The 17,846-nt window shown below is 41.6% G+C and carries 18 protein-coding genes; 7 read left to right on the top strand and 11 right to left on the bottom strand.

Annotated features, from left to right (window positions below; translation table 11 throughout):
• Nucleotides 1–463: 463 nt before the first annotated feature.
• The 10 genes from B0H50_RS01840 to B0H50_RS01800 all read right to left on the bottom strand — a co-directional run bounded on the left by B0H50_RS01840 (nt 464) and on the right by B0H50_RS01800 (nt 6,275).
• On the bottom strand, nt 464–1,003 hold the full coding sequence (locus B0H50_RS01840) for a flavodoxin family protein (protein WP_109587156.1): 540 nt from the start codon (nt 1,001–1,003) through the stop codon (nt 464–466).
• 8 nt (nt 1,004–1,011) lie between these two features.
• Complete coding sequence (locus B0H50_RS01835) at nt 1,012–2,073, bottom strand: alpha/beta hydrolase (protein ID WP_408609866.1); 1,062 nt, start codon at nt 2,071–2,073, stop codon at nt 1,012–1,014.
• A gap of 369 nt (nt 2,074–2,442) precedes the next feature.
• The gene (locus tag B0H50_RS01830) at nt 2,443–2,811 is read right to left on the bottom strand and encodes a hypothetical protein (protein ID WP_106197621.1); all 369 of its coding nucleotides are present in this window, start codon (nt 2,809–2,811) and stop codon (nt 2,443–2,445) included.
• A 5-nt stretch (nt 2,812–2,816) separates the two neighbouring features.
• Complete coding sequence (locus B0H50_RS01825; RefSeq protein ID WP_106197622.1) at nt 2,817–3,239, bottom strand: hypothetical protein; 423 nt, start codon at nt 3,237–3,239, stop codon at nt 2,817–2,819.
• Between the two features lie 9 nt (nt 3,240–3,248).
• Nucleotides 3,249–3,446, bottom strand: a complete 198-nt coding sequence (locus B0H50_RS13550) for a hypothetical protein (RefSeq protein ID WP_146129111.1) — start codon at nt 3,444–3,446, stop codon at nt 3,249–3,251.
• Complete coding sequence (locus B0H50_RS01820; protein WP_106197623.1) at nt 3,421–3,903, bottom strand: hypothetical protein; 483 nt, start codon at nt 3,901–3,903, stop codon at nt 3,421–3,423. The genes B0H50_RS13550 and B0H50_RS01820 overlap by 26 nt, the downstream gene beginning before the upstream one ends.
• Before the next feature lie 79 nt (nt 3,904–3,982).
• The gene (locus tag B0H50_RS01815) at nt 3,983–4,342 is read right to left on the bottom strand and encodes a hypothetical protein (RefSeq protein WP_109587153.1); all 360 of its coding nucleotides are present in this window, start codon (nt 4,340–4,342) and stop codon (nt 3,983–3,985) included.
• A gap of 9 nt (nt 4,343–4,351) precedes the next feature.
• The gene (locus B0H50_RS01810; RefSeq protein ID WP_106197625.1) at nt 4,352–5,029 is read right to left on the bottom strand and encodes an ImmA/IrrE family metallo-endopeptidase; all 678 of its coding nucleotides are present in this window, start codon (nt 5,027–5,029) and stop codon (nt 4,352–4,354) included.
• Complete coding sequence (locus B0H50_RS01805) at nt 5,026–5,400, bottom strand: helix-turn-helix domain-containing protein (protein ID WP_109587186.1); 375 nt, start codon at nt 5,398–5,400, stop codon at nt 5,026–5,028. The genes B0H50_RS01810 and B0H50_RS01805 overlap by 4 nt, the downstream gene beginning before the upstream one ends.
• Before the next feature lie 455 nt (nt 5,401–5,855).
• A complete protein-coding gene (locus tag B0H50_RS01800) occupies nt 5,856–6,275 on the bottom strand; it encodes a hypothetical protein (RefSeq protein ID WP_106197626.1) in 420 nt (139 codons plus the stop codon).
• Between the two features lie 398 nt (nt 6,276–6,673).
• On the opposite strand from B0H50_RS01800, the gene B0H50_RS01795 reads away from it, so the two are divergent.
• The 3 genes from B0H50_RS01795 (at nt 6,674) to B0H50_RS01785 (ending at nt 8,579) form a co-directional block, all read left to right on the top strand.
• Nucleotides 6,674–7,573 carry a LysR family transcriptional regulator gene (locus B0H50_RS01795; protein WP_106197627.1) on the top strand — a complete coding sequence of 300 codons (900 nt, stop codon included), beginning with the start codon at nt 6,674–6,676 and terminating at the stop codon, nt 7,571–7,573.
• A gap of 64 nt (nt 7,574–7,637) precedes the next feature.
• On the top strand, nt 7,638–8,177 hold the full coding sequence (locus B0H50_RS01790; RefSeq protein ID WP_106197628.1) for a hypothetical protein: 540 nt from the start codon (nt 7,638–7,640) through the stop codon (nt 8,175–8,177).
• 54 nt (nt 8,178–8,231) lie between these two features.
• On the top strand, nt 8,232–8,579 hold the full coding sequence (locus B0H50_RS01785; RefSeq protein WP_106197629.1) for a cell division protein ZapA: 348 nt from the start codon (nt 8,232–8,234) through the stop codon (nt 8,577–8,579).
• Between the two features lie 275 nt (nt 8,580–8,854).
• Here B0H50_RS01785 and B0H50_RS01780 read toward each other — a convergent pair whose 3' ends face one another.
• Nucleotides 8,855–9,985 carry a mechanosensitive ion channel family protein gene (locus B0H50_RS01780; protein WP_109587152.1) on the bottom strand — a complete coding sequence of 377 codons (1,131 nt, stop codon included), beginning with the start codon at nt 9,983–9,985 and terminating at the stop codon, nt 8,855–8,857.
• Between the two features lie 84 nt (nt 9,986–10,069).
• Between B0H50_RS01780 and lepB the strand changes: the two genes are divergently transcribed.
• Genes lepB through B0H50_RS01760 form a run of 4 tightly spaced genes read left to right on the top strand, consistent with a single transcriptional unit; the run spans nt 10,070 to nt 17,838 of the window.
• Nucleotides 10,070–11,353, top strand: coding sequence for a signal peptidase I (gene lepB / locus B0H50_RS01775; RefSeq protein WP_106197631.1), 1,284 nt, complete (start codon nt 10,070–10,072; stop codon nt 11,351–11,353).
• Nucleotides 11,354–11,359: 6 nt separating this feature from the next.
• Nucleotides 11,360–13,159 carry an Ig-like domain-containing domain gene (locus tag B0H50_RS01770; RefSeq protein WP_106197632.1) on the top strand — a complete coding sequence of 600 codons (1,800 nt, stop codon included), beginning with the start codon at nt 11,360–11,362 and terminating at the stop codon, nt 13,157–13,159.
• A gap of 9 nt (nt 13,160–13,168) precedes the next feature.
• Nucleotides 13,169–15,895: a helicase C-terminal domain-containing protein gene (locus B0H50_RS01765; protein WP_109587151.1), complete on the top strand. Its 2,727-nt coding sequence runs from the start codon at nt 13,169–13,171 to the stop codon at nt 15,893–15,895.
• 41 nt (nt 15,896–15,936) lie between these two features.
• The gene (locus tag B0H50_RS01760; RefSeq protein ID WP_106197634.1) at nt 15,937–17,838 is read left to right on the top strand and encodes a hypothetical protein; all 1,902 of its coding nucleotides are present in this window, start codon (nt 15,937–15,939) and stop codon (nt 17,836–17,838) included.
• Nucleotides 17,839–17,846 lie beyond the last annotated feature (8 nt).

The following is a 17,846-nucleotide window of genomic DNA, read 5'->3' as shown; positions in this document are numbered from 1 at the left end:
ATTCCAATGGCGGCCATGAAGTCCCAATTTCAACAATTATAAGTCGCTATGAAAAGTCTATCGTTAATATCGCTGCGGCAATTTCTTTAGTCGACAGGCTTTACATTTACGATAATTCTGTTGAAAACGAAATGCCCAGACTTCTGTTTCGATATTCCGATGGTGTAATCGCTAAGAAATATACCGATGACATTCCTGAATGGGCTAAGCTTTTAATTAGATAGTTCTTTAGATATAGTATTCCCAACATCTTCCGATGAATTAAAACAAGCGCTTGCTGAAAGCGACAATTTGCTTAAAAATTCTAAGGCAAAAATCTACAACACTCCAAAAGAATTGTGGGATGATTTGAATTTACCGAATCGTTGAAGACATTTTGATTTTGAAATTATTGTTGTTGATTTTAATGAAAAAAAGAGCACACTGTGAGTGCACTCTTGTAATATTTTTTGAGGCGATTTTTTTACACTTTCTGCCCTGCGTCTCTTGCTTTTTGCAAAATGTCGTTATGAGAATTGACATCTTTGGGAGAGTTCATGCCGCCGGCAAAAATTGTCCCTTTGAATTTGACGCCTTCAAAACATGCTATCCAACCTTTAATTCCGTTTTGCGCATTTTTATAAGTCGAAGGAGAGTCTTCGGCGGCAGAGGCGAGCAAATAAATTTCTTTGAAATGGTAATCGCTTGCATAAAGTGAATTGGCGCGGTCAAGCATTGTCTTTAATTGTCCGCTCATTTCGTAATAATAAATCGGCGTGGCAAATGCAATGACTTCGGCATTTTTCATTTTTTCGGTAATCGCATTCGCATCGTCATCGATGACGCATTTGCCTTTCTTTTGACAAGCGAGGCAGCCTTTGCAAAATGCGATTTGTTTATTTGCAAGGGAAATCAATTCTACATCGTTCCCGGCAAGTTTTGCGCTGCTTGCAAATTCTTTGGCGAGAATTTCGGAATTGCTTCCTTTGCGAAGACTTGAAGAAATCACTAAAACGCGTTTCATAAAAACCTCTACTTTAAATATTCACGATAAAAATTTTCAATTTTATCAAAAGGAATTTTCTCTAAATTATCGTATAAATCGGTGTGACTTGCGCCGGGAATAATTAACAATTCTTTATTCGCGGTAAATTTTCCTTTCCCATTTTCTGTCATATTTTGAAAAGCGGTTTCGCTGAAATAACGGCTGTGCGCTTTTTCGCCGTGCACGATTAAAACGGCGCTTTGAATTTCGTTGCTGCGTTTTAAGAATGGCAAATTGATGAACGAAAGCGTCGAAGTTTTGTTCCAACCGCCGACAGAATTATTTGAACGCGGAAGAAATCCTCTTTTCGTTTCGTAATACATGGTGTAATCTTTAATGAATTGCGGCGTTTGAACGGTGAGTTCTTCGGGAAGTAAATTTGCGCCGGCGCGGTCGTAATAACCTTGCTTGTAATCTTTCGTGCGTTGATGATTTAAGGCGACAAGCATTTTGTGGCGCGCTTCAAAATTATCGTTTGCATCGTTATAACCATTTGCAGAAACTCGCGTCATGTCGTACATCGTCGATGCGACAGTTGCTTTGATGCGCGTATCCATGGCGGCAGCGTTAATGCCAATGCCACCCCAACCGCAAATTCCTAAAATGCCAATGCGATTTTCATCGACATCTTCGCGGGTCGAAAGGTAATCAACCGATGCGCTAAAATCTTCGGTGTTAATATCGGGCGAAGCAACATTTCGAGGCGTTCCAGAACTTTCACCGGTAAAACTGGGGTCAAAGGCAATCGTTAAAAATCCGCGCTCGGCAAGAGTTTGTGCGTAAAGTCCCGAGCTCTGTTCTTTTACTGCGCCAAAAGGCCCGCTCACAGAAACAGCGGGGAATTTTCCGTTGACTTTTAACGATTCATTTTTGGGAATGTAAAGGTCTGCGGCAAGAGTAATTCCGTAGCGGTTGTGGAATGTAATTTTTGAATGAAAGACTTTATCGCTTTGTGGAAAAACTTTGTCCCATTCTTTAACAAGATTTAATTTTTCTTCGACAACGCCTGCTGTTATTTTCTCCGAATCTGCGACAGAATTTTTAGACATTTTTTGCTCCGCATTTTGAGTTTTCGATTCATGATATGCTAAGAAAGAAGAAATCGCAACGGCTCCGATTGCACAAATTGCGCCTTTCAAAATTTTTTCAGTTTTCATTTTTTCCTCACTTGTTTTTGTTTGTTCAAAATATAGCAGAGGAAAGTTTGAATAGCAAATACTTTATTTTTATGGAGTTCTATGCTTTTTAGGCATAGAACAAAAACTTCATTAACAATAAGACAGCATCATGCGACATACGCAAAATGGCGAGAACGAAATCTTTTTGCTCAATGTCAAAACGGTGATGAAAATTACTCAAGCAGCAATATTGCAAAAGAAAAACTGACCGCACTGATTCGAAACAGTTGACGAAATGGTCTAATTAATACTAGCCAAATAGCAAGAAATTCCCAAATTTTCAATTTGCCAAATGAAGGCTTGTTTCGTTGCCTCGGAATGCTTCTTTACAAAGATGCTGTCGCTTTTCTCTCGATTATCGACAATATAAAGAGCTTGAACATCACGCATAGAATAAACAAGTTTATTTAAATCGCTTTGAGTATCAATGTTATAATCTAGATAGGTTAAAGGAATCATTCTTTGATAATTTGGGAAATCAAAAAGATTCCTCTCATAAACAAATAACTGAATATCTTTAGGCAATTTTCTTCGGTACTTTTCAAGTTCAATGTTCCAATAAGGACATTGAAGTAAAAAACTTTGATATTGATATTGTCTTCCTTTCATACGTATCACATCTCGTTTAGTTTCTTTATTCGAAAATGAGTTTTCAACTCATACTCTTTTTTTGGTAAACCTCGAGTTTTTCCATTTTCGGTAATATTATTCATTCGGTTTCCATTTAAATCCAAATACTCTCGACCTTCTTCCATGGTTAAATCTTGAATTCTAACACTACCAATAGTCGCTTCTGCAACAACCTGAATATTGCTGTTGGGAGTTTTGAATATGATTTTCCCGTTTTCATTGATAATGGGTTCGGAGCCCGGAGCAAATTTTTTAACAACTTCATCTATGTTTACTTTTTCCCAAAGCTCCTTGTATTTTTCTTGATTACGATTTCTTTCTTTAATTTTCTTAAAAAAGGCTTCATCGCTCTCTAGATCATGTTTAACCTTTTCAACTAGTCGCGTATATTTTCGTTTTGCGTCCATAGATTCTCCTTACTTAAATTCGCCTTTACGGCTACGCTTACTATAATCTTCAAATACCGTGTATTGAACTCCAAATTCGTCTAAAATTTCACGATATGTATCTTTTAACTCTCCGTAAATCATTAAATGCTTTGGCCTTGCAAAAAACAGCTTATATCGAAGTAGAGTGATATTTAATTCTTCATTTCCTCCACAACCAAGTGCCAACGGCAAAGGATGATTTTGAAGGATATATCCGCAATACATTCAATGATGATATTGAGCCTGCAATTCTAAAATTTGGAAGAATTTTTATGCCATTTAGAGCAACATAAGAATCCAAGAGCTTGTTGATGTAGAGGTATAAATCTTGGCTGACCTCTTCATCACCTATTCTTGCGCTAAAGTCAAATCCGCAGATTCCCATAAAGTTTTTCCAGATAGCAATGCGCTTATCAAGTTCCTTGAGCGATAAATAAAGAAGATCATCTTGTGAAAAATTGCAAATTAAAGTCTTGCTAGGATTTTTCGCTTTTAAGTGATTTGGATGCGGAAGGATGTCTTCGGGAATTTCATCTACCAGCATTTGTGAGGGAACCAAAGGAAATCCTTCTTTAAAGGGAACTCCCTTATTTTTTAAAGTTTTCTCTAATGATGCAATAATTGCATACAGATTTATCTTCATTACTTCTCCTTGTTTGATATTCGCTAATTTCTAACATTTGAAATAAAATTCTGCATTATTTTTTGTCATTATGAATTATTCAAAAGAATACTTCACTATCATACATAACGGCATTTTCAAGCTGATGGATAAATTTTTCATAAACCTCTTTAGATTCTGTAGCTTCATCTGCGAATTTCCTAGATATTTCTATCGCTTTTTTTATATTACCCTTTTCCATCGTGCTCATTTCATCATTACCAATATACATGTGGAACTGAGTCATCAATTCAATTAACAACGAATCAAGTACGCGCTGTTCGTTACGATCAAATTTAATTCGAATTAAATGATTCTCATACTCTGGTTCATACTGATAGCCATAATCTATTCCTACTAGCCCTTTTTCATCTTTGGCGACATCCATAAACATCGGGGTTAAATCTTCAATCCATTCCATATTTTTCCTCTACTTTTGAATGAAACCCAGATCTTGCAATCTGTATTTCATCGGGTTAAAGTTGACATTAAAGAGATTCGCTGTTTCAGCAACATATTTAGTCATGTAGCGCAAAGGGAGCGGTTTCTGCGGCATTCTCGCTGCTTCCATAAATGCCGCCGTTACAGCCTGTTTTGGCATCAAGAAACTTGCAGCACAGCGATTCGCTTGATGCTCTAGAATTTTAATTGTTTCGTTTAATACAGCACTTTCCTTGAAAATACTTGATTGTGAACAACATAGAATACCATCTTCAACAATATTTTCAAAATATCTCTTATGAAGTAACCAATGAAAGCATTCATGAATGACTGTAAAATTTTCCATCTGTTGTTTTTGTTTACAGCCTTCATTTAATGTTCTATCAATAAGAATGGTTCCTTTTTTTACCACGATTTCTCTTGGTAAATCACCTTGCGTAAAAATAGGCTTTTCCCACTCGTAAAAATTTGTTGTTTCAAAAACGGTCATTCCAAAAACAGATTGATCGGGAGATAAATATTTCCAGTCAGGAGTACACCCGACAAAATCAACAACGTCGTAAACATCTAATGTTTTCGCATTTTCTAAGCGTGATGCATCAAATCGGCGATTTAGTTCATCGCCAAATAAATCTAAACGTTCGTCAGTGTACTCGTCAATTTTCATCGTTTACTGTTCTTTTCCTTTTCCAACATTTCAATCACTTTCACCCATTCCCTATCGCCAAGATTCAAATCTCTTGCCTTGCGCAATGCAAGACGAGCTGTATTTTGATTTTTTACATAATCCGAAATATCTGGAGCAATCATACCTTCTTTAGCTTCGCCAGCAAGGTCAAATAATTCGTTGCGTTCATCTTCAGTAAGCTGCAGAACTTCGGCAATCTTAAAGATTTTTTCTTTTGCTGGTGGGTAACGATGATTTTTTTCAATATCGCTCATATACGCAGGAACAATGTCAATCTCTTTTGCAAGTGCTCTAAGATGTATGTGCTTTGCAAGTCTTTTCTCTCTCACAAAATCTCCAAAAGTACTCATGGTTACCTCAATAAAAGTTAGATGTTCGCTAATTTCTAACAAAATTAAAATAAATTTCTTTTCTTGTCAAGTGTTTTCTTAAAATTTTCCCATAAAAAATGCGGATTAGTGGCACATGTAAATTTCTTTCTGTAAAATCAATCATTAAAACAGCTTCGAAAATCATCTCAATTAAAACAGGTCTTGCGGACAAAAACTTATAGCAGAAATCGCATTAAATTATGCAACACGCAAACGAATAAATTTTCATCTCATTTTAGAATAGTCTTCAAAGGCTTGCTGATTTTGATTCAACTGCGTATTGATTTTAGACACTCAAATCAACGCCTAGGTTTATTTCTAATCTAAGTAAAATTCAACTCGTCGAAGAAAAGTGAAATGAGAAAAATCGTCATTAAAAAAAGAGCTTAGAAAAATCTAAGCTCCTTTTTTCGCCAAAGGCTTACTTTACATTTTTAATTTTTTCCCACTTCGGGAGTGGTGCCTGATCCATGAACATTCCAAGTTGTAAACCAAGCATATTCGCCCGAAGATTTCTTTGAACAGGTATGAGTGTTTCCGTCTTCTACAACATAAACCTTGTAGTCTAAATTTTCTTCAGAGCATTCGCCAAGTTCAGATAATTTATCAAGGCAATTTCCTTCGACTTTTGCGCAAGCTTCTGAAACAGAGCTAGAACTTTGCGCCGCTGAGCTAGACGATGCTCCGACATCAGGCGCTTCTCCGCCTGCATGCACATGCATATAGACGAGCCATTTATATTCGCCGGCTGTATTTCTATCGCAACGGAAATTATAAGAATCTTTTCCAATCACATGAGCCGAATCTAAAAGATTTTTTTCTGTGCATTCAGGAAGGTCTTTTTCACTTTCCACGCAAAGTCCAGCGAAACTTCCGCAATTTAATTTTTTAGAACTGGAACTAGATGCTTCGCTAGAACTTGATTTTTCGTTGCTGGAAGAGCTTTTTACTTCTTTCTAGCTAGAACTTTTTTCTTTTGAGTCGCTCGAAAGGTCGGACTTTTCACTGCTCGAACTTTCGTCTTCGATGACTTCGCTTGAGCTGCTGATTTCTGCGTCGTCCGAAGCACTGCTCGAATCGTCGCAAGCGTTAAAAGTAAGTGCTGCGGTTGCAAAAGCAATCGCAGCGAGGGAACGAATAAAATAGAGTTTTATATTATCTCCAAGGTGTAATGGAAATGTAAAAAATTAGAAAGGTGAAATAAAGAGAACGCAGTCTACGGCGCAAGTTTTCGAATTGTTATTTTTTCTTCGTGGAAATTCGGACTTTGAAATATTTTTTGGCGATTGCGCAAGAAGAGAGTTTTTCTAAAGCCGGCGACAATGTTTTATTTGTCACGCAGCCAACTCTTTCTCGGCAAATGCAAGAATTAGAAGAAGAACTTGGCGTGAAACTTTTTTACCGCAAAGGCAAGCGCACCCTTTTGACCGAAGAAGGTTTGCGTTTTCGAAAACGCGCTGAAGAAATTCTCGAATTAGTGGATAAAACAGAAAGTGAATTGAAATCGGCTGCGGACGAAGAAATCGCAGGCGACATTTACATTGGCGCGGGCGAAACGGATGGAATGCGTTTGATCATTCGTGCGATTTGCGATGTGCAAATTCGCTATCCGAAAATTCGTTTTCATTTGTTCAGCGGAAACGCTCAAGATGTGATGGAAAAATTGGATCGCGGACTTTTAGATTTTGGACTTTTAATCGATCCGATCGATCGCGCTAAATATGATTTTTTGAATTTGCCCGACCGCGATATTTGGGGAATTTTAATGCGAAAAGATCATCCGCTTGCTCAAAAATCGCGCGTGTGCGCCAAAGATATTTTGCATTTGCCGCTCATTACTTCGGCGCAGTTAGAACGCACTAACTGGTTTTCGGGTTGGCTTGGAAAAAGTTTGGATTCGCTGAATATCATCGCTTCGTATAATTTGATTTTTAACGCAGCGCTAATGGTTGATGAAGGTCTCGGCTGCGCATTGACTTTGGACAAATTGACTTATACCGGAGAAAATTCTCATTTATGTTTTAAACCGCTTTCTCCGAAATGCGAAAGTGGACTTGTTTTTGTGTGGAAAAAGAATCCGGTTTTTAGCCGACAAGCCAAAGTCTTTTTAGAAGCGTTGCAAGAAATTTTAAGCGAAGAATTTCAGCGGTAATTGATCTGCGTCAAACGAAAATTGACGATGAAAAACTATATTTGTGAAAAAGGAGTTTTTGAAAATGAATCTTGAAAATTTGGACGCTCTCTCTCAGAAAATTCAGTCGATGCTCGAAGCTCTTCGCACGTTAAAAAGCGAAAAGCTCGCTGCTGAAAAAACAATCGCAGCCAAGGCGGCAAACGAAGAAGTTCTTCAGTCGGAAGTCGCAGAAAAGTCAAAGCAAATTGAAGCAGCTCAAGCGGAAATTGCGAACAAGTCTGCGGAACTTGAAAATGTCAAAGCGGAACTTGCTTCGAAGAATTCCGAATTGGATGCGCTGAAGGCGACTCTTGCAGAACGCGAATCGGAATTGGAATCGATAAAGGCTTCCGTTGCCGAAAAGGATGCAAAGCTCGAAGATATGGACCGCGTTGTGAGCGAACAAGGCGAAGAAATTCAGAGTGCGCAAGAAAAATTCCAGACTTTGCTTTCGACGATTGAAAACGAACTCGGAACCGAAATTCCGGTGCAGTCGCCGGGTGAAGAATCGCAAGAACAGCCAGCCGCCGATGATTCGCAGAAACCGGCAGGGGAGTCTGCTCAGCCCGATTTTTTCGGCTAAGGTGGTTTGCAGCCACCGATTCATTTGGCGTCGGAATGAAAGATTGAGGTAAATATGGACGCTGATTCATCTTTACATACCACTCGCGTTGAAATCGGCAATGATCGGTTTCAAATTCAAACGGATTTAACCGATGCGGAACTTTCTGCAATCGTCGAATATGTGACGAAGAAAGTCCAGCTTTATGTCAATTCGGATGCGCGAATGGACGCTCGTAAGCAGTTATTGCTGATGGCGATGGACATCACTTCGGAACTTTTTGATATGCGCCGTCGTCATGCGCGTTACAAGGAATTATACTTGGAAAGTCAAAAAGTCGCTGGCGTTTTATGCTCCATGTTGGAAGATGAATTGGCGAAGATTTCGTCAAATGACAAAGAAATGACGAACTCAGGAAAATAATTCGACAAGAAAAAGTTGCGCGAATTGATTTTCCAAAGTATATTATTAAAGGCATCCTTCGGTAGTTATGCCCGATCTAACAAGATTCATTCAGCTCCGATCTCTTTCTTCGATGTTTATGCTCGGTCTTTGACCCTGAAAAACTGAAAAGGAAGGTGGGCTATCTTTCTAAAAGAGTAGCTTCGAGCGTATAGAGACCGATGCGATGCCTTTTTTATAAAAAAATAGCAGCGCATGAACGCTGCTTTTTATTTTGTCTTTTTCGCCGATTCGGATTATTCCGCTTGGCTTAATTGATAAAGTTTCAAATCAAATTCGGGGAGCTTTGCGATTAAGCGATCCACCAAAGTCGATGAAAAATCTTCGTATGCTGCCCATTGCGAAATGGAAGTGAAGATGTAAATTTCGAGCGGAATGCCTTTGCCGTTCGATTCTTTTTCGCGGACAATCAGCGTATATTTCGGATCGATTTCGGGAATGCTGCGCAGGAATGCGTCAATGCAAAGACGGAAGGCGGTTAAATTTAAAGGCAATTCGCCGGCAGATAAACGCGAGGAAAGTTTTTGAAGCGCAGGCGCATACAGCGGATTTTTTTCGAGAGTTTGCATTTTATCCGCAGAAAGTGTGTGCAGAGAATTGGCATCGATTAAAATGGAACGTTGCACGCGGCGACGGCTCGTGTCTTGCATTTGACGCCAGTTTTTGAAAGTCGTCGAAACGAGACTGTATGTCGGGAGAACGCTTGTCGTATTGTCCCAATTCGAAATGCGAATACTTGTAAGCGAAACCGCATCGACGGTTCCATCAATTCCTTCTTTGGAAACTTCAATCCAATCGCCGGTGCGGACGAGATCGAACATCGCAATTTGAATGCCCGCAGTAAATCCTAAAATCGGATCGCGGAAAATTAACATAAACACTGCAGCGAGAGCGCCTAAGCCTGAAAGAAGAATGACGGGACTTTTCCCAGTAATTTGCGAAATCACGAGAATGGCGCAGGCGAGAAATCCGACGAGGAGAATCGCTTGGCGAACGCCTTGAATCGGAAGCCCTTGCTTATTGGAATTTAAAAGAATGTGGTCGGCGCAAGCGTGTAAGAATGAATCGAAAATGAGAAATCCGATGAAGATAAAATAGAGATTATTCAGCGTGTAAAGTGTGTGAAAAAGAACGGTCGTCGAAGCTAAAACATGAGGCATCCCGACGTAGAGAATTATCGCGGGCACAATGTGAACTGCGCGTTCAATCGTGCGACGCTGAATTAACAAATCATCGAATTTATTCGAACTTTTTTCAGCAATTTTTTTGAAGAATGGATAAAGCAGATGACGGGAAATGATGAGGGCGAGAATGGAAATGGCGACGAGGATGATGAGTCCGCGATAGGTTTCGTAAAATTGTATCATGCTCCGAAAAATAGAAAATAACGGGGTTAAAGAAAAGACTTTTTAAAAAGGGAAAATGCAAAAATTTCTATCTTGTAAAAATCTATGGATTCTAAAAAATTTTCCGTTTCTCGCGGCATCAAAATGCTTTTGCGAGAACTTATCATTCCCATCGCGTGCGCGTTGGTGGTGATTCAATATGTGATTCAAGCGTTCCAAATTCCGAGCGGTTCGATGGAAGATACGCTTTTAACGGGCGACTTCATTTTGGGACTGAAATTTACTTATGGTTCGCCGATTCCGTTTACGCATTCAAAGTTCCCAGGATTTACCGATCCGAAAGCGGGCGACATCGTTATCTTCCGTTATCCGGGAGAACCTGCTTATCCCGATTACGATGCGAAGCGTTACACGCATTTAGCCGATGGACTTATGTTCGGAAATTTCTATTGGGATTCAAAACCGATTCCGGGAAATCCGCATTTGGTGCATTACGCAGACGGTCCAAAAGATTTCATTAAACGCTGCATCGCTGTTTCGGGCGATACCATCGCAGTGCATCACGGCGTACTTTTTCAAAATGGCGTGGAACAAAAGAAACTTCCAGGCAAAGGAAAATATACGGCTTATTCGCGGACGGGAGTTGCTCGCGATGAATTGAGCGCAACGCGCATTCCCGCTGTCGGCGATACAATCGATTTGCAAAATCTTTCGCTTCCGAAACTTTGGTGGATGAAGTCGCTGATGGCGCAAGAAAATCCGGAAGAAAAAATTGAACTTTCGCTTTCGCTCTATCGCGATTCCGTTGAAGTAGATGATTACTTGTTCGAAAATTTCCGCGTGCCTGTGGAAAACGATCGCGGACTTTTGTTAAATGCAGTTCTTTCGCAAGGTCAAATTATCGGACAAGGTTTGCAGCAAGGCGATACGATTACGGGGCCTGCAAAATTTTTGATGTTTAAACGTTTAGCGCAAAGCGGATTTTTGCCACGGTTTGATCCGAATGGACGTTATAACGGTTTTATGCGCCCGGTGAGTTACGATTATTTTGAAGGCGCTCAACTCGGCGATTTAGCGTATAATGTTTCGCTCGATTCTTCGCTTTCGCTTTCGGCAAATTTACTTGTCGATGGAACGCCGGTGAAAAATTATGTGGTGAAATATCCGGTCTATTTTATGATGGGCGATAACCGCGATAATTCAGCGGATAGTCGTTATTGGGGATTTGTTTCGGCGCGAAATATCAAAGCAAAAGCTTTCGTTGTTTACTTTTCTTTTGAAAATTCCGATGCAGGATTTTCGTTCAGCAATCCGATTTCGTGGTTTAAAATTCCGTTCAAAATTCGGTGGACGCGAATTGGTAAAATCATTCACATGATCGGAGAATAATCGGCGATGAAATTTCGCTTCGTCATTTTGTTTTCGTTTGCGCTTTTCGTTTTGAATTGCGCAACTTCTGTCGCTCCTGGCGGAGGTCCCGAAGACAAATATCCGCCGCGTGTTGCGGGAGTTTATCCGTCGCCGGGTTCTGTGAATATTTCTTCGGAATTGAATATTCATTTGCAATTTGACGAATGGATTTCACCGACGATTCCGCGAAGCGCTGTGACGATTTCTCCACCGCTCGAAAAGAAATTGCGATTTGAAGTCGATGGCGATGAACTTTATATTACGTCGCGGGCGCAGTTAGATTCGAATACGACTTATACGGTGACGATTGCAAGCGGGCTAAAAGATTTGCGCGGAAACGCCGTTGCCGATCCGTTTCGTTTGACATTTTCTACGGGACCGATTATCGATTCGCTTTCGGTTTCGGGGCGGACGATGATTACTTCGACGATGATTCGTAATAAGCAATATCCGACGGTCGGCCTTTTCCTTATCGGTGCTAAGGAACGTTCTTCGCATCATTACTTGAATAAATATCGCGATTCAACGCAAACTCTTGAAGCGGATTCAATTCCGAAATTAGTGAAAGAACAGCCGTTATTTTCGACGCAGACAGATAGCCTTGGCAGATTTCATTTGGGCGGATTGAAAGCGGGGCGTTACCGCGTCGTCGCTTTCTTGGATCAAAACGGCAACCAAAAAATTGAACCTTCCGTAGAAATCGCAGGCGTTAACGGTTACGATTTAAATTTAACGCCGGAATTTTCGGATACGCTTTGGCTTCCTTTAGCGGATCAAGATACGACGCCGATTTCGTTGGAATCGATTTCTCAAGCGGGACGCGCTTTGCTCACCGCAAAATTTTCAAAAAATATTTTCATCGACAGCGCATTTCTTGATTTCAAAAATTGCGCTTTGATTACTCCAGATTCTTCGCGAATTTATCCGACGGCAATTTTCCGGATGCCGCGCGGAAACGATATGCAATTTTATTTTGATTCTCTTTACAATCGCGATTCATCTTACACATTTGAATGCAAATACGGCCGCGATTCTCTCGGACGCAAATTGGATCATCGCTTGGCGACTCTTAGTATCGAATGGACAGAGCGTAAAGGCGATACGCTTCCGCCGAGTCGTTCGGCAACGGAACCGTCTTCGGGCGCAAAAAATGTTTTCCCCGAAGATTCGATTCTCGTCGCTTACAATACTCCGGTTTCCGATTCGCTTTTGAATTATTTGGGAACGGTTTTATTGCTCGTGCAAAACCAAGATACTTTGCCGGTGAAAATTTTGCGCAAAGATCCGGTGCGTTTCTTTGTCCTTGGCGAAGAAAAGTTTTTAACGGATGCGAAAGTGGAACTTTTGGAACGTTATGCGGATTCCACTTTGTCATCGCCGGATAGCGTCACCGGAATTCGCGATACGATTATCACGATGAAAACGCGGCAGTGGGTGAAATTTGAAACGGTTCCGAAATTACAACTTGCGACTCTTTCGGGAAAAATTCCAGGCGGAAAATCCGATACGCGTGTGCGAATTCGGAAAGCGGGCGAAGAAAAATTTAATGTGGTGCGTTGCTCTTCCGATGGCGATTTTAAAATCGACGATCTCACCGAAGGAAAATATTTGATGGATTATTTCCGGACAAAAGATTCGTTGGATGTTCCCTTTGCGGGGAAAATTTTTGATTTGGAATATGGCATGCCGTGGCGCATGATGGCCGATACACTTGTTCTTGAACGCGGCGCAAATATTCTCGATGAAAATGTACTTTCGCGGATGCCAAAGCTTCCGGAAAAATAAAGGATAAAAATGAAACCGAATGTCTATGTAGCTTTTGATTTAGAAACGACGGGTCTTGATTTTGAACATGACGAAATCATCGAAGTCGCCTTGGAACGCTTTGAAAATGGCGAACCCAAAGAAAGCAAAGATTTTTTGATTAAGCCAAAACAAAATTTGCGCCCGTTCATCGCATCGCTTACGGGAATTTCGGACGCCGATTTAGCAGACGCTCCGGACTTTGCAACAGTCGCGGGTCAAATTCGACAATTCATCGGCGATTATCCTTTGGTCGCACACAACGCACAATTTGACTCCAAATTTTTGCGCAGTACTTTTGCAAAAGTCGGCATTTCGATTGAAGAAAATCCGGTGCTCGATACTCTTGCGCTTTCGCGAATCGCTTACCGTTCTGTGCCCAATCACAAATTGGAAACTTTGGTTTCGTATTTGAATATCAAGCGCGAACGCGCGCACCGCGCGCTTCCCGATGCAGATGCTTGCGGAAAACTTTTTTGGATGGCGCTTGCAGAAATTGAAAAATTGGATGCATTTGCAAAACATCATTTAGCCCGATTTGCTTGCGGAACTGTTTGGGAAAAAATTTTCGAAGATTGCACACCTTCTCACGAAGAACTTTTGACGCAAGAACCGGAATCGGTAACGCCGCCGAAAATTTCTTCGGCAAAAGAACGCTTGCCACGTGTGCGTGAATTTTTTGGACAAGGCGGAAAATTGTCTGCGGTGATTCCGAATTTTTCTGCCCGCGATTCGCAATTAGATTTTGCAGAAGTCGTGGAACGCAATATGTATAAAGGCGGCATCTCGCTTTTGGAAGCCGGAACGGGAATGGGAAAAACTCTCGCTTATTTAATTCCGGCTGCGCTAAAAGCGGCTGCGGGCGAACGCGTCGTCGTCAGTACGGCAACGCGAACTTTGGAAGAGCAACTTTCTAAACACGACTTTCCGATGATTGCTTCGCTTTTCGGAGGAAAAGTTTCTCCGCTCGTTCTCAAAGGCCGCGGCAATTACATTTGCTTGAGAAAATTTGAAGAGCACTTAAAATCGCCGGATGTTTTGCTCGCTCCGGATGAACGCGAAACTTTTATGACTCTCATCCCGTGGGTGGAACAGACGAAAACGGGCGAGGGCAGCGAAAATACGGGCTTTAATCTTTCTCGCAATCGTTTGCTGTGGAATAAATTTGCAAGCGACGCTTCGACTTGTCTCGGCGAAAAATGTCGCTTTTACGAAAAATGTTTCGGCTTAAACGCAAGACGCCAAGCGGCAAAAGCCAATTTACTTTTCATCAATCATTCGCTTTTCCTTTCGGATTTAGCACTCGATTTTGCGCTGCTGCCGACATACGAACATATCGTGTTTGATGAAGCGCATCGTCTCCCGGCGATGAGTCACGCGAGCTTTGGAAAAATGGTTCGCTTTTTCCGTTTGCGAAACATTACGAAAATTCTCGTGCACCCGAAAGCGCAAGAAAAAGGTCTTGTCGCCGAAATGGAAGCGCAACTGACGAAAGCTAATGCGGAAAGTTCTCTTTTAGATGCTTGCGCAAAATTGCGTGAAGCGACAATGGAATGTGAAAAATCGTTGCATCGATTCTTCTTAAAACTCGGCAAAAAAGTTTTCAAAAATAAAGCCGACGGATTCCGCTATACCAAAGGAATTCTTGCGGAATATGATACGGATCCGAAAACGGTTATTGAATCGTGTAATGCGGTCAAAGCGATTGCCGAAGATATTTGTTCGCAACTGCGGAATAATTCTGCGTTTGCACTAATGGCGCGCAATCTCGAAGGCGCAGCGATGGAAATCAGCCGCTTTAACGAAGACTTTGCATTTATCACCGCCGCCGGAAAAGAGGATTGGGTATTTTATATGGAAGAACCGGGAAATCCGCATACGGCGATTCTCCGCGCCATTCCGCTTTATCCGGGAAATAATTGGACAGAAAAATTTTATCCGTGGATTAAAAGCGCCACATTTACTTCGGCAACTCTTTCTCTGCAAAATTCATTTGACTATTTTGAAGAACGCATGGGAATGCTTTCGCCCAAGTTGAGCAAATTCAAACATCCGTTTGTGCGCAATTATCCGTCGGCATTTGATGTGAACGCAAAGCGTCGCATTATCATCGCAGACTTTTTACCGAAGCCGAATGATCCGAATTTCCAAGCTGCCGTAGAAAATGTGCTTTCGGAAATTCTTCCGGGGAACAAGAAAAATGCGCTCGTTTTGTTTACGAGTATTCTCAGCATGACGAAATCGCATCAAGCGCTTGCGCCACTTTTTGCTAAGATGAACAAGTTGCTTTTGTGTCAGCAAATCGATGGCGGCATGGATAGCCTCGTCGAAATGTTCCGCAAAAAACGCGAAGCGTGTTTGCTCGGTTGTCAAGTTTTCTGGGAAGGAATTGACTTGCCCGAAAGTGCGCTCGAACTTTTGGTGATTCCAAAACTTCCATTCCCCAATCCGTCGAATCCGCTCATCGCAGGACTCGCTGATAAATTAAAAGAGAAAAACGAAAATGCGTTTAAGAGCTTGTACATTCCTGAAGCACTTTTGGAATTGCGTCAAGGTCTCGGGCGTTTAATTCGCAGTGAATCGGACTCGGGAACGGCTCTCTTCTTGGATAATCGACTTGTCCGCGAACCTTACGGCAAAAGCTTTACACGCTTGTGGGGCTTTAAACATGAGGTGGCTCACAGCGTGGAAGAGTTGCGCAAACTTCTCGGTTTGTAAGCGGTAAATTTTCTATCTTTGGCGTCTCTTGTGGAGATTTTATGTTGGCTGTAAAAGATTTTTTGAATGAACTCTCGAAACCTCAGTTGAAGGAATTGCATACGAAAGCCTTTGGCGCGCAGGGGCTTTTGAATAATGCAAAAATTCTTTCGGAAACGAATTCATTCTTTACAGATATCGAACGATTTGAAAAATTTTACACGTCGCTAGAACCGTGGAAACGGCTTTGCATTTTTTTGATTTATCACAGCGAAAGTCGCGGACTCGAATTGAATGAGCTTCGCTTAGCAGCGCCGGTGAACAAACGCGATGAAGTAGAACTTTTCTTGCTCGATGCCGCAAAGAATCTTTACATTTTCCGCAATCGAACTGAGAAAGGTTCTTATGTGTATCTCGGCTTCGACGATTTTTTGAAGACGATTCTTTTGACGCCTGAAAATTCCGCAGACGAAAAAATGCGCTTCGTCGGTTACGAAGATATGTTGGTTTGGCATCTTTGCCAAATGCTCGCTTTTGCGCGTCTCGGCAAATTAAAAATGAATGGCGCAGGAAATATTCATCGGCGCTCCTTTCAATTTTGCGAAGAAGCTTTCACTTATGCCAAACAAGTTTCGCCCGATGCGATTCGCGAAGAATGCAATTTGATTCTCGAATTTTTGTCGACGCATAATTGGATTGAGCAACGCGGCATGGATTTGCTCGTTACCGAGGCGACATTTGAATTTTTAAAACACAACGGATTCCGTTTAAAAACAGAAATTCTCGAATGGTGGATTCAGCGCCGTTTTCATGGAAACGAAGAATTTTTCAAACATGTTCTTTTCTCCATCAAGCGCGATTTCTCGGTGGTGAATGCGCAGCGGATTTTGTGGACTTTAGATCCATCGTTTAGACTCCCGCAAGAAACCGCGGACATTTTCTGGTCCACATTACCGAAGCCTCTTGCAGAACTTTGGCTTTTGGGAATGGTTGAATTTTCCGTCAACGCAGGAAAAATTGTCGCGGTACGTTTAAGCGAATGGGCGAAGGATTGGCTTTCGGCTTCGGCTTCTCCGATGCTCGGCGCACAAATTTCGACGTTACCGAATTTTGAAATGATTATTTCGGTGAAGAGCGCTCCGCGCGTTCTCTTTATGTCGGCGTGCTTAGCCGAAGTCAAAAACGATGAACCGTATTTGCGTTTTGCGATTACGCGCGATTCGTATTTGAACGGATTAAAAACGGGATTTTCTAGAGAAATTACCGAAAGTTTTGAAGGTTGGATTAACGCACCGGAAAATGTGCTCGGGGCGATGCAGGAATGGGCCGCGTGCTATTATGATTCGTCGTTTAGTTCGGTGCGCCTTTTGAAAATGAACAATGCCGAAGTGCGCGAAGCGTTGAATCAATTTCCCGCGTTTATGGAAATGGTGGACGAATCCATTCCAGGCTACGGCTTTATCATTAAACCGGAATTTGAGCCGAAAATTCGCGAACTCTTAAAGCATTACGGATTGGAACCGGCAAATCCGACAAATGATGCCGCAGTCGAACCATTCCGCAATACGGATTGGAGCAAAGAATTTTGGTTGCATTGGACGGCAGAAGGAACTCCCGATGCCGCGTTCAAACCCGAGAGCGATGGCAATACAGTTTCTGCGGCACTTGGCACGACGAAATACGGCGGCGATTATCAGAAGTTTGCAATGGCAGATCTTTTCAAAGTGCTCCGTTATGCGCGTTCGACCAATGGATCTTTGGAAGCGAAAATTTCGCAAAAAGTCGCGGATAAAAATCAGAAAACGGCTGCGCCGAAATTGCCCGCAGAAATTCGTTTCAAAGTCGAAGAATTGCATTTTTCCAAAGTGCCGTTTATCGCAAAAATTACATTAGAACCGAGCGGTAAATCGATTAATCTTCCGCTCGAATCGATAGCTCAACTTCGAATGGCTCGCGAATCCTGAGGAATTCT

The sequence above is a fragment of the Hallerella porci genome (genome assembly GCF_003148885.1).
In the GTDB taxonomy this organism is placed as follows: Bacteria; Fibrobacterota; Fibrobacteria; order Fibrobacterales; family Fibrobacteraceae; genus Hallerella; species Hallerella porci.
Note: the sequence above shows the minus strand (reverse complement) of the source record. Positions and strands in the feature narration are given on the sequence as shown.

Coding starts and splice junctions, on each gene's coding strand:
- B0H50_RS01840 (WP_109587156.1), bottom strand. CDS start 1,003: ATGAAACGCGTTTTAGTGATTTCTTCAAGTCTTCGCAAAGGAAGCAAT.
- B0H50_RS01835 (WP_408609866.1), bottom strand. CDS start 2,073: ATGTCTAAAAATTCTGTCGCAGATTCGGAGAAAATAACAGCAGGCGTT.
- B0H50_RS01830 (WP_106197621.1), bottom strand. CDS start 2,811: ATGAAAGGAAGACAATATCAATATCAAAGTTTTTTACTTCAATGTCCT.
- B0H50_RS01825 (WP_106197622.1), bottom strand. CDS start 3,239: ATGGACGCAAAACGAAAATATACGCGACTAGTTGAAAAGGTTAAACAT.
- B0H50_RS01820 (WP_106197623.1), bottom strand. CDS start 3,903: ATGAAGATAAATCTGTATGCAATTATTGCATCATTAGAGAAAACTTTA.
- B0H50_RS01815 (WP_109587153.1), bottom strand. CDS start 4,342: ATGGAATGGATTGAAGATTTAACCCCGATGTTTATGGATGTCGCCAAA.
- B0H50_RS01810 (WP_106197625.1), bottom strand. CDS start 5,029: ATGAAAATTGACGAGTACACTGACGAACGTTTAGATTTATTTGGCGAT.
- B0H50_RS01805 (WP_109587186.1), bottom strand. CDS start 5,400: ATGAGTACTTTTGGAGATTTTGTGAGAGAGAAAAGACTTGCAAAGCAC.
- B0H50_RS01790 (WP_106197628.1), top strand. CDS start 7,638: ATGAATCTTGAAAATTTGGACGCTCTCTCTCAGAAAATTCAGTCGATG.
- B0H50_RS01785 (WP_106197629.1), top strand. CDS start 8,232: ATGGACGCTGATTCATCTTTACATACCACTCGCGTTGAAATCGGCAAT.
- B0H50_RS01780 (WP_109587152.1), bottom strand. CDS start 9,985: ATGATACAATTTTACGAAACCTATCGCGGACTCATCATCCTCGTCGCC.
- lepB (WP_106197631.1), top strand. CDS start 10,070: ATGGATTCTAAAAAATTTTCCGTTTCTCGCGGCATCAAAATGCTTTTG.
- B0H50_RS01770 (WP_106197632.1), top strand. CDS start 11,360: ATGAAATTTCGCTTCGTCATTTTGTTTTCGTTTGCGCTTTTCGTTTTG.
- B0H50_RS01765 (WP_109587151.1), top strand. CDS start 13,169: ATGAAACCGAATGTCTATGTAGCTTTTGATTTAGAAACGACGGGTCTT.
- B0H50_RS01760 (WP_106197634.1), top strand. CDS start 15,937: ATGTTGGCTGTAAAAGATTTTTTGAATGAACTCTCGAAACCTCAGTTG.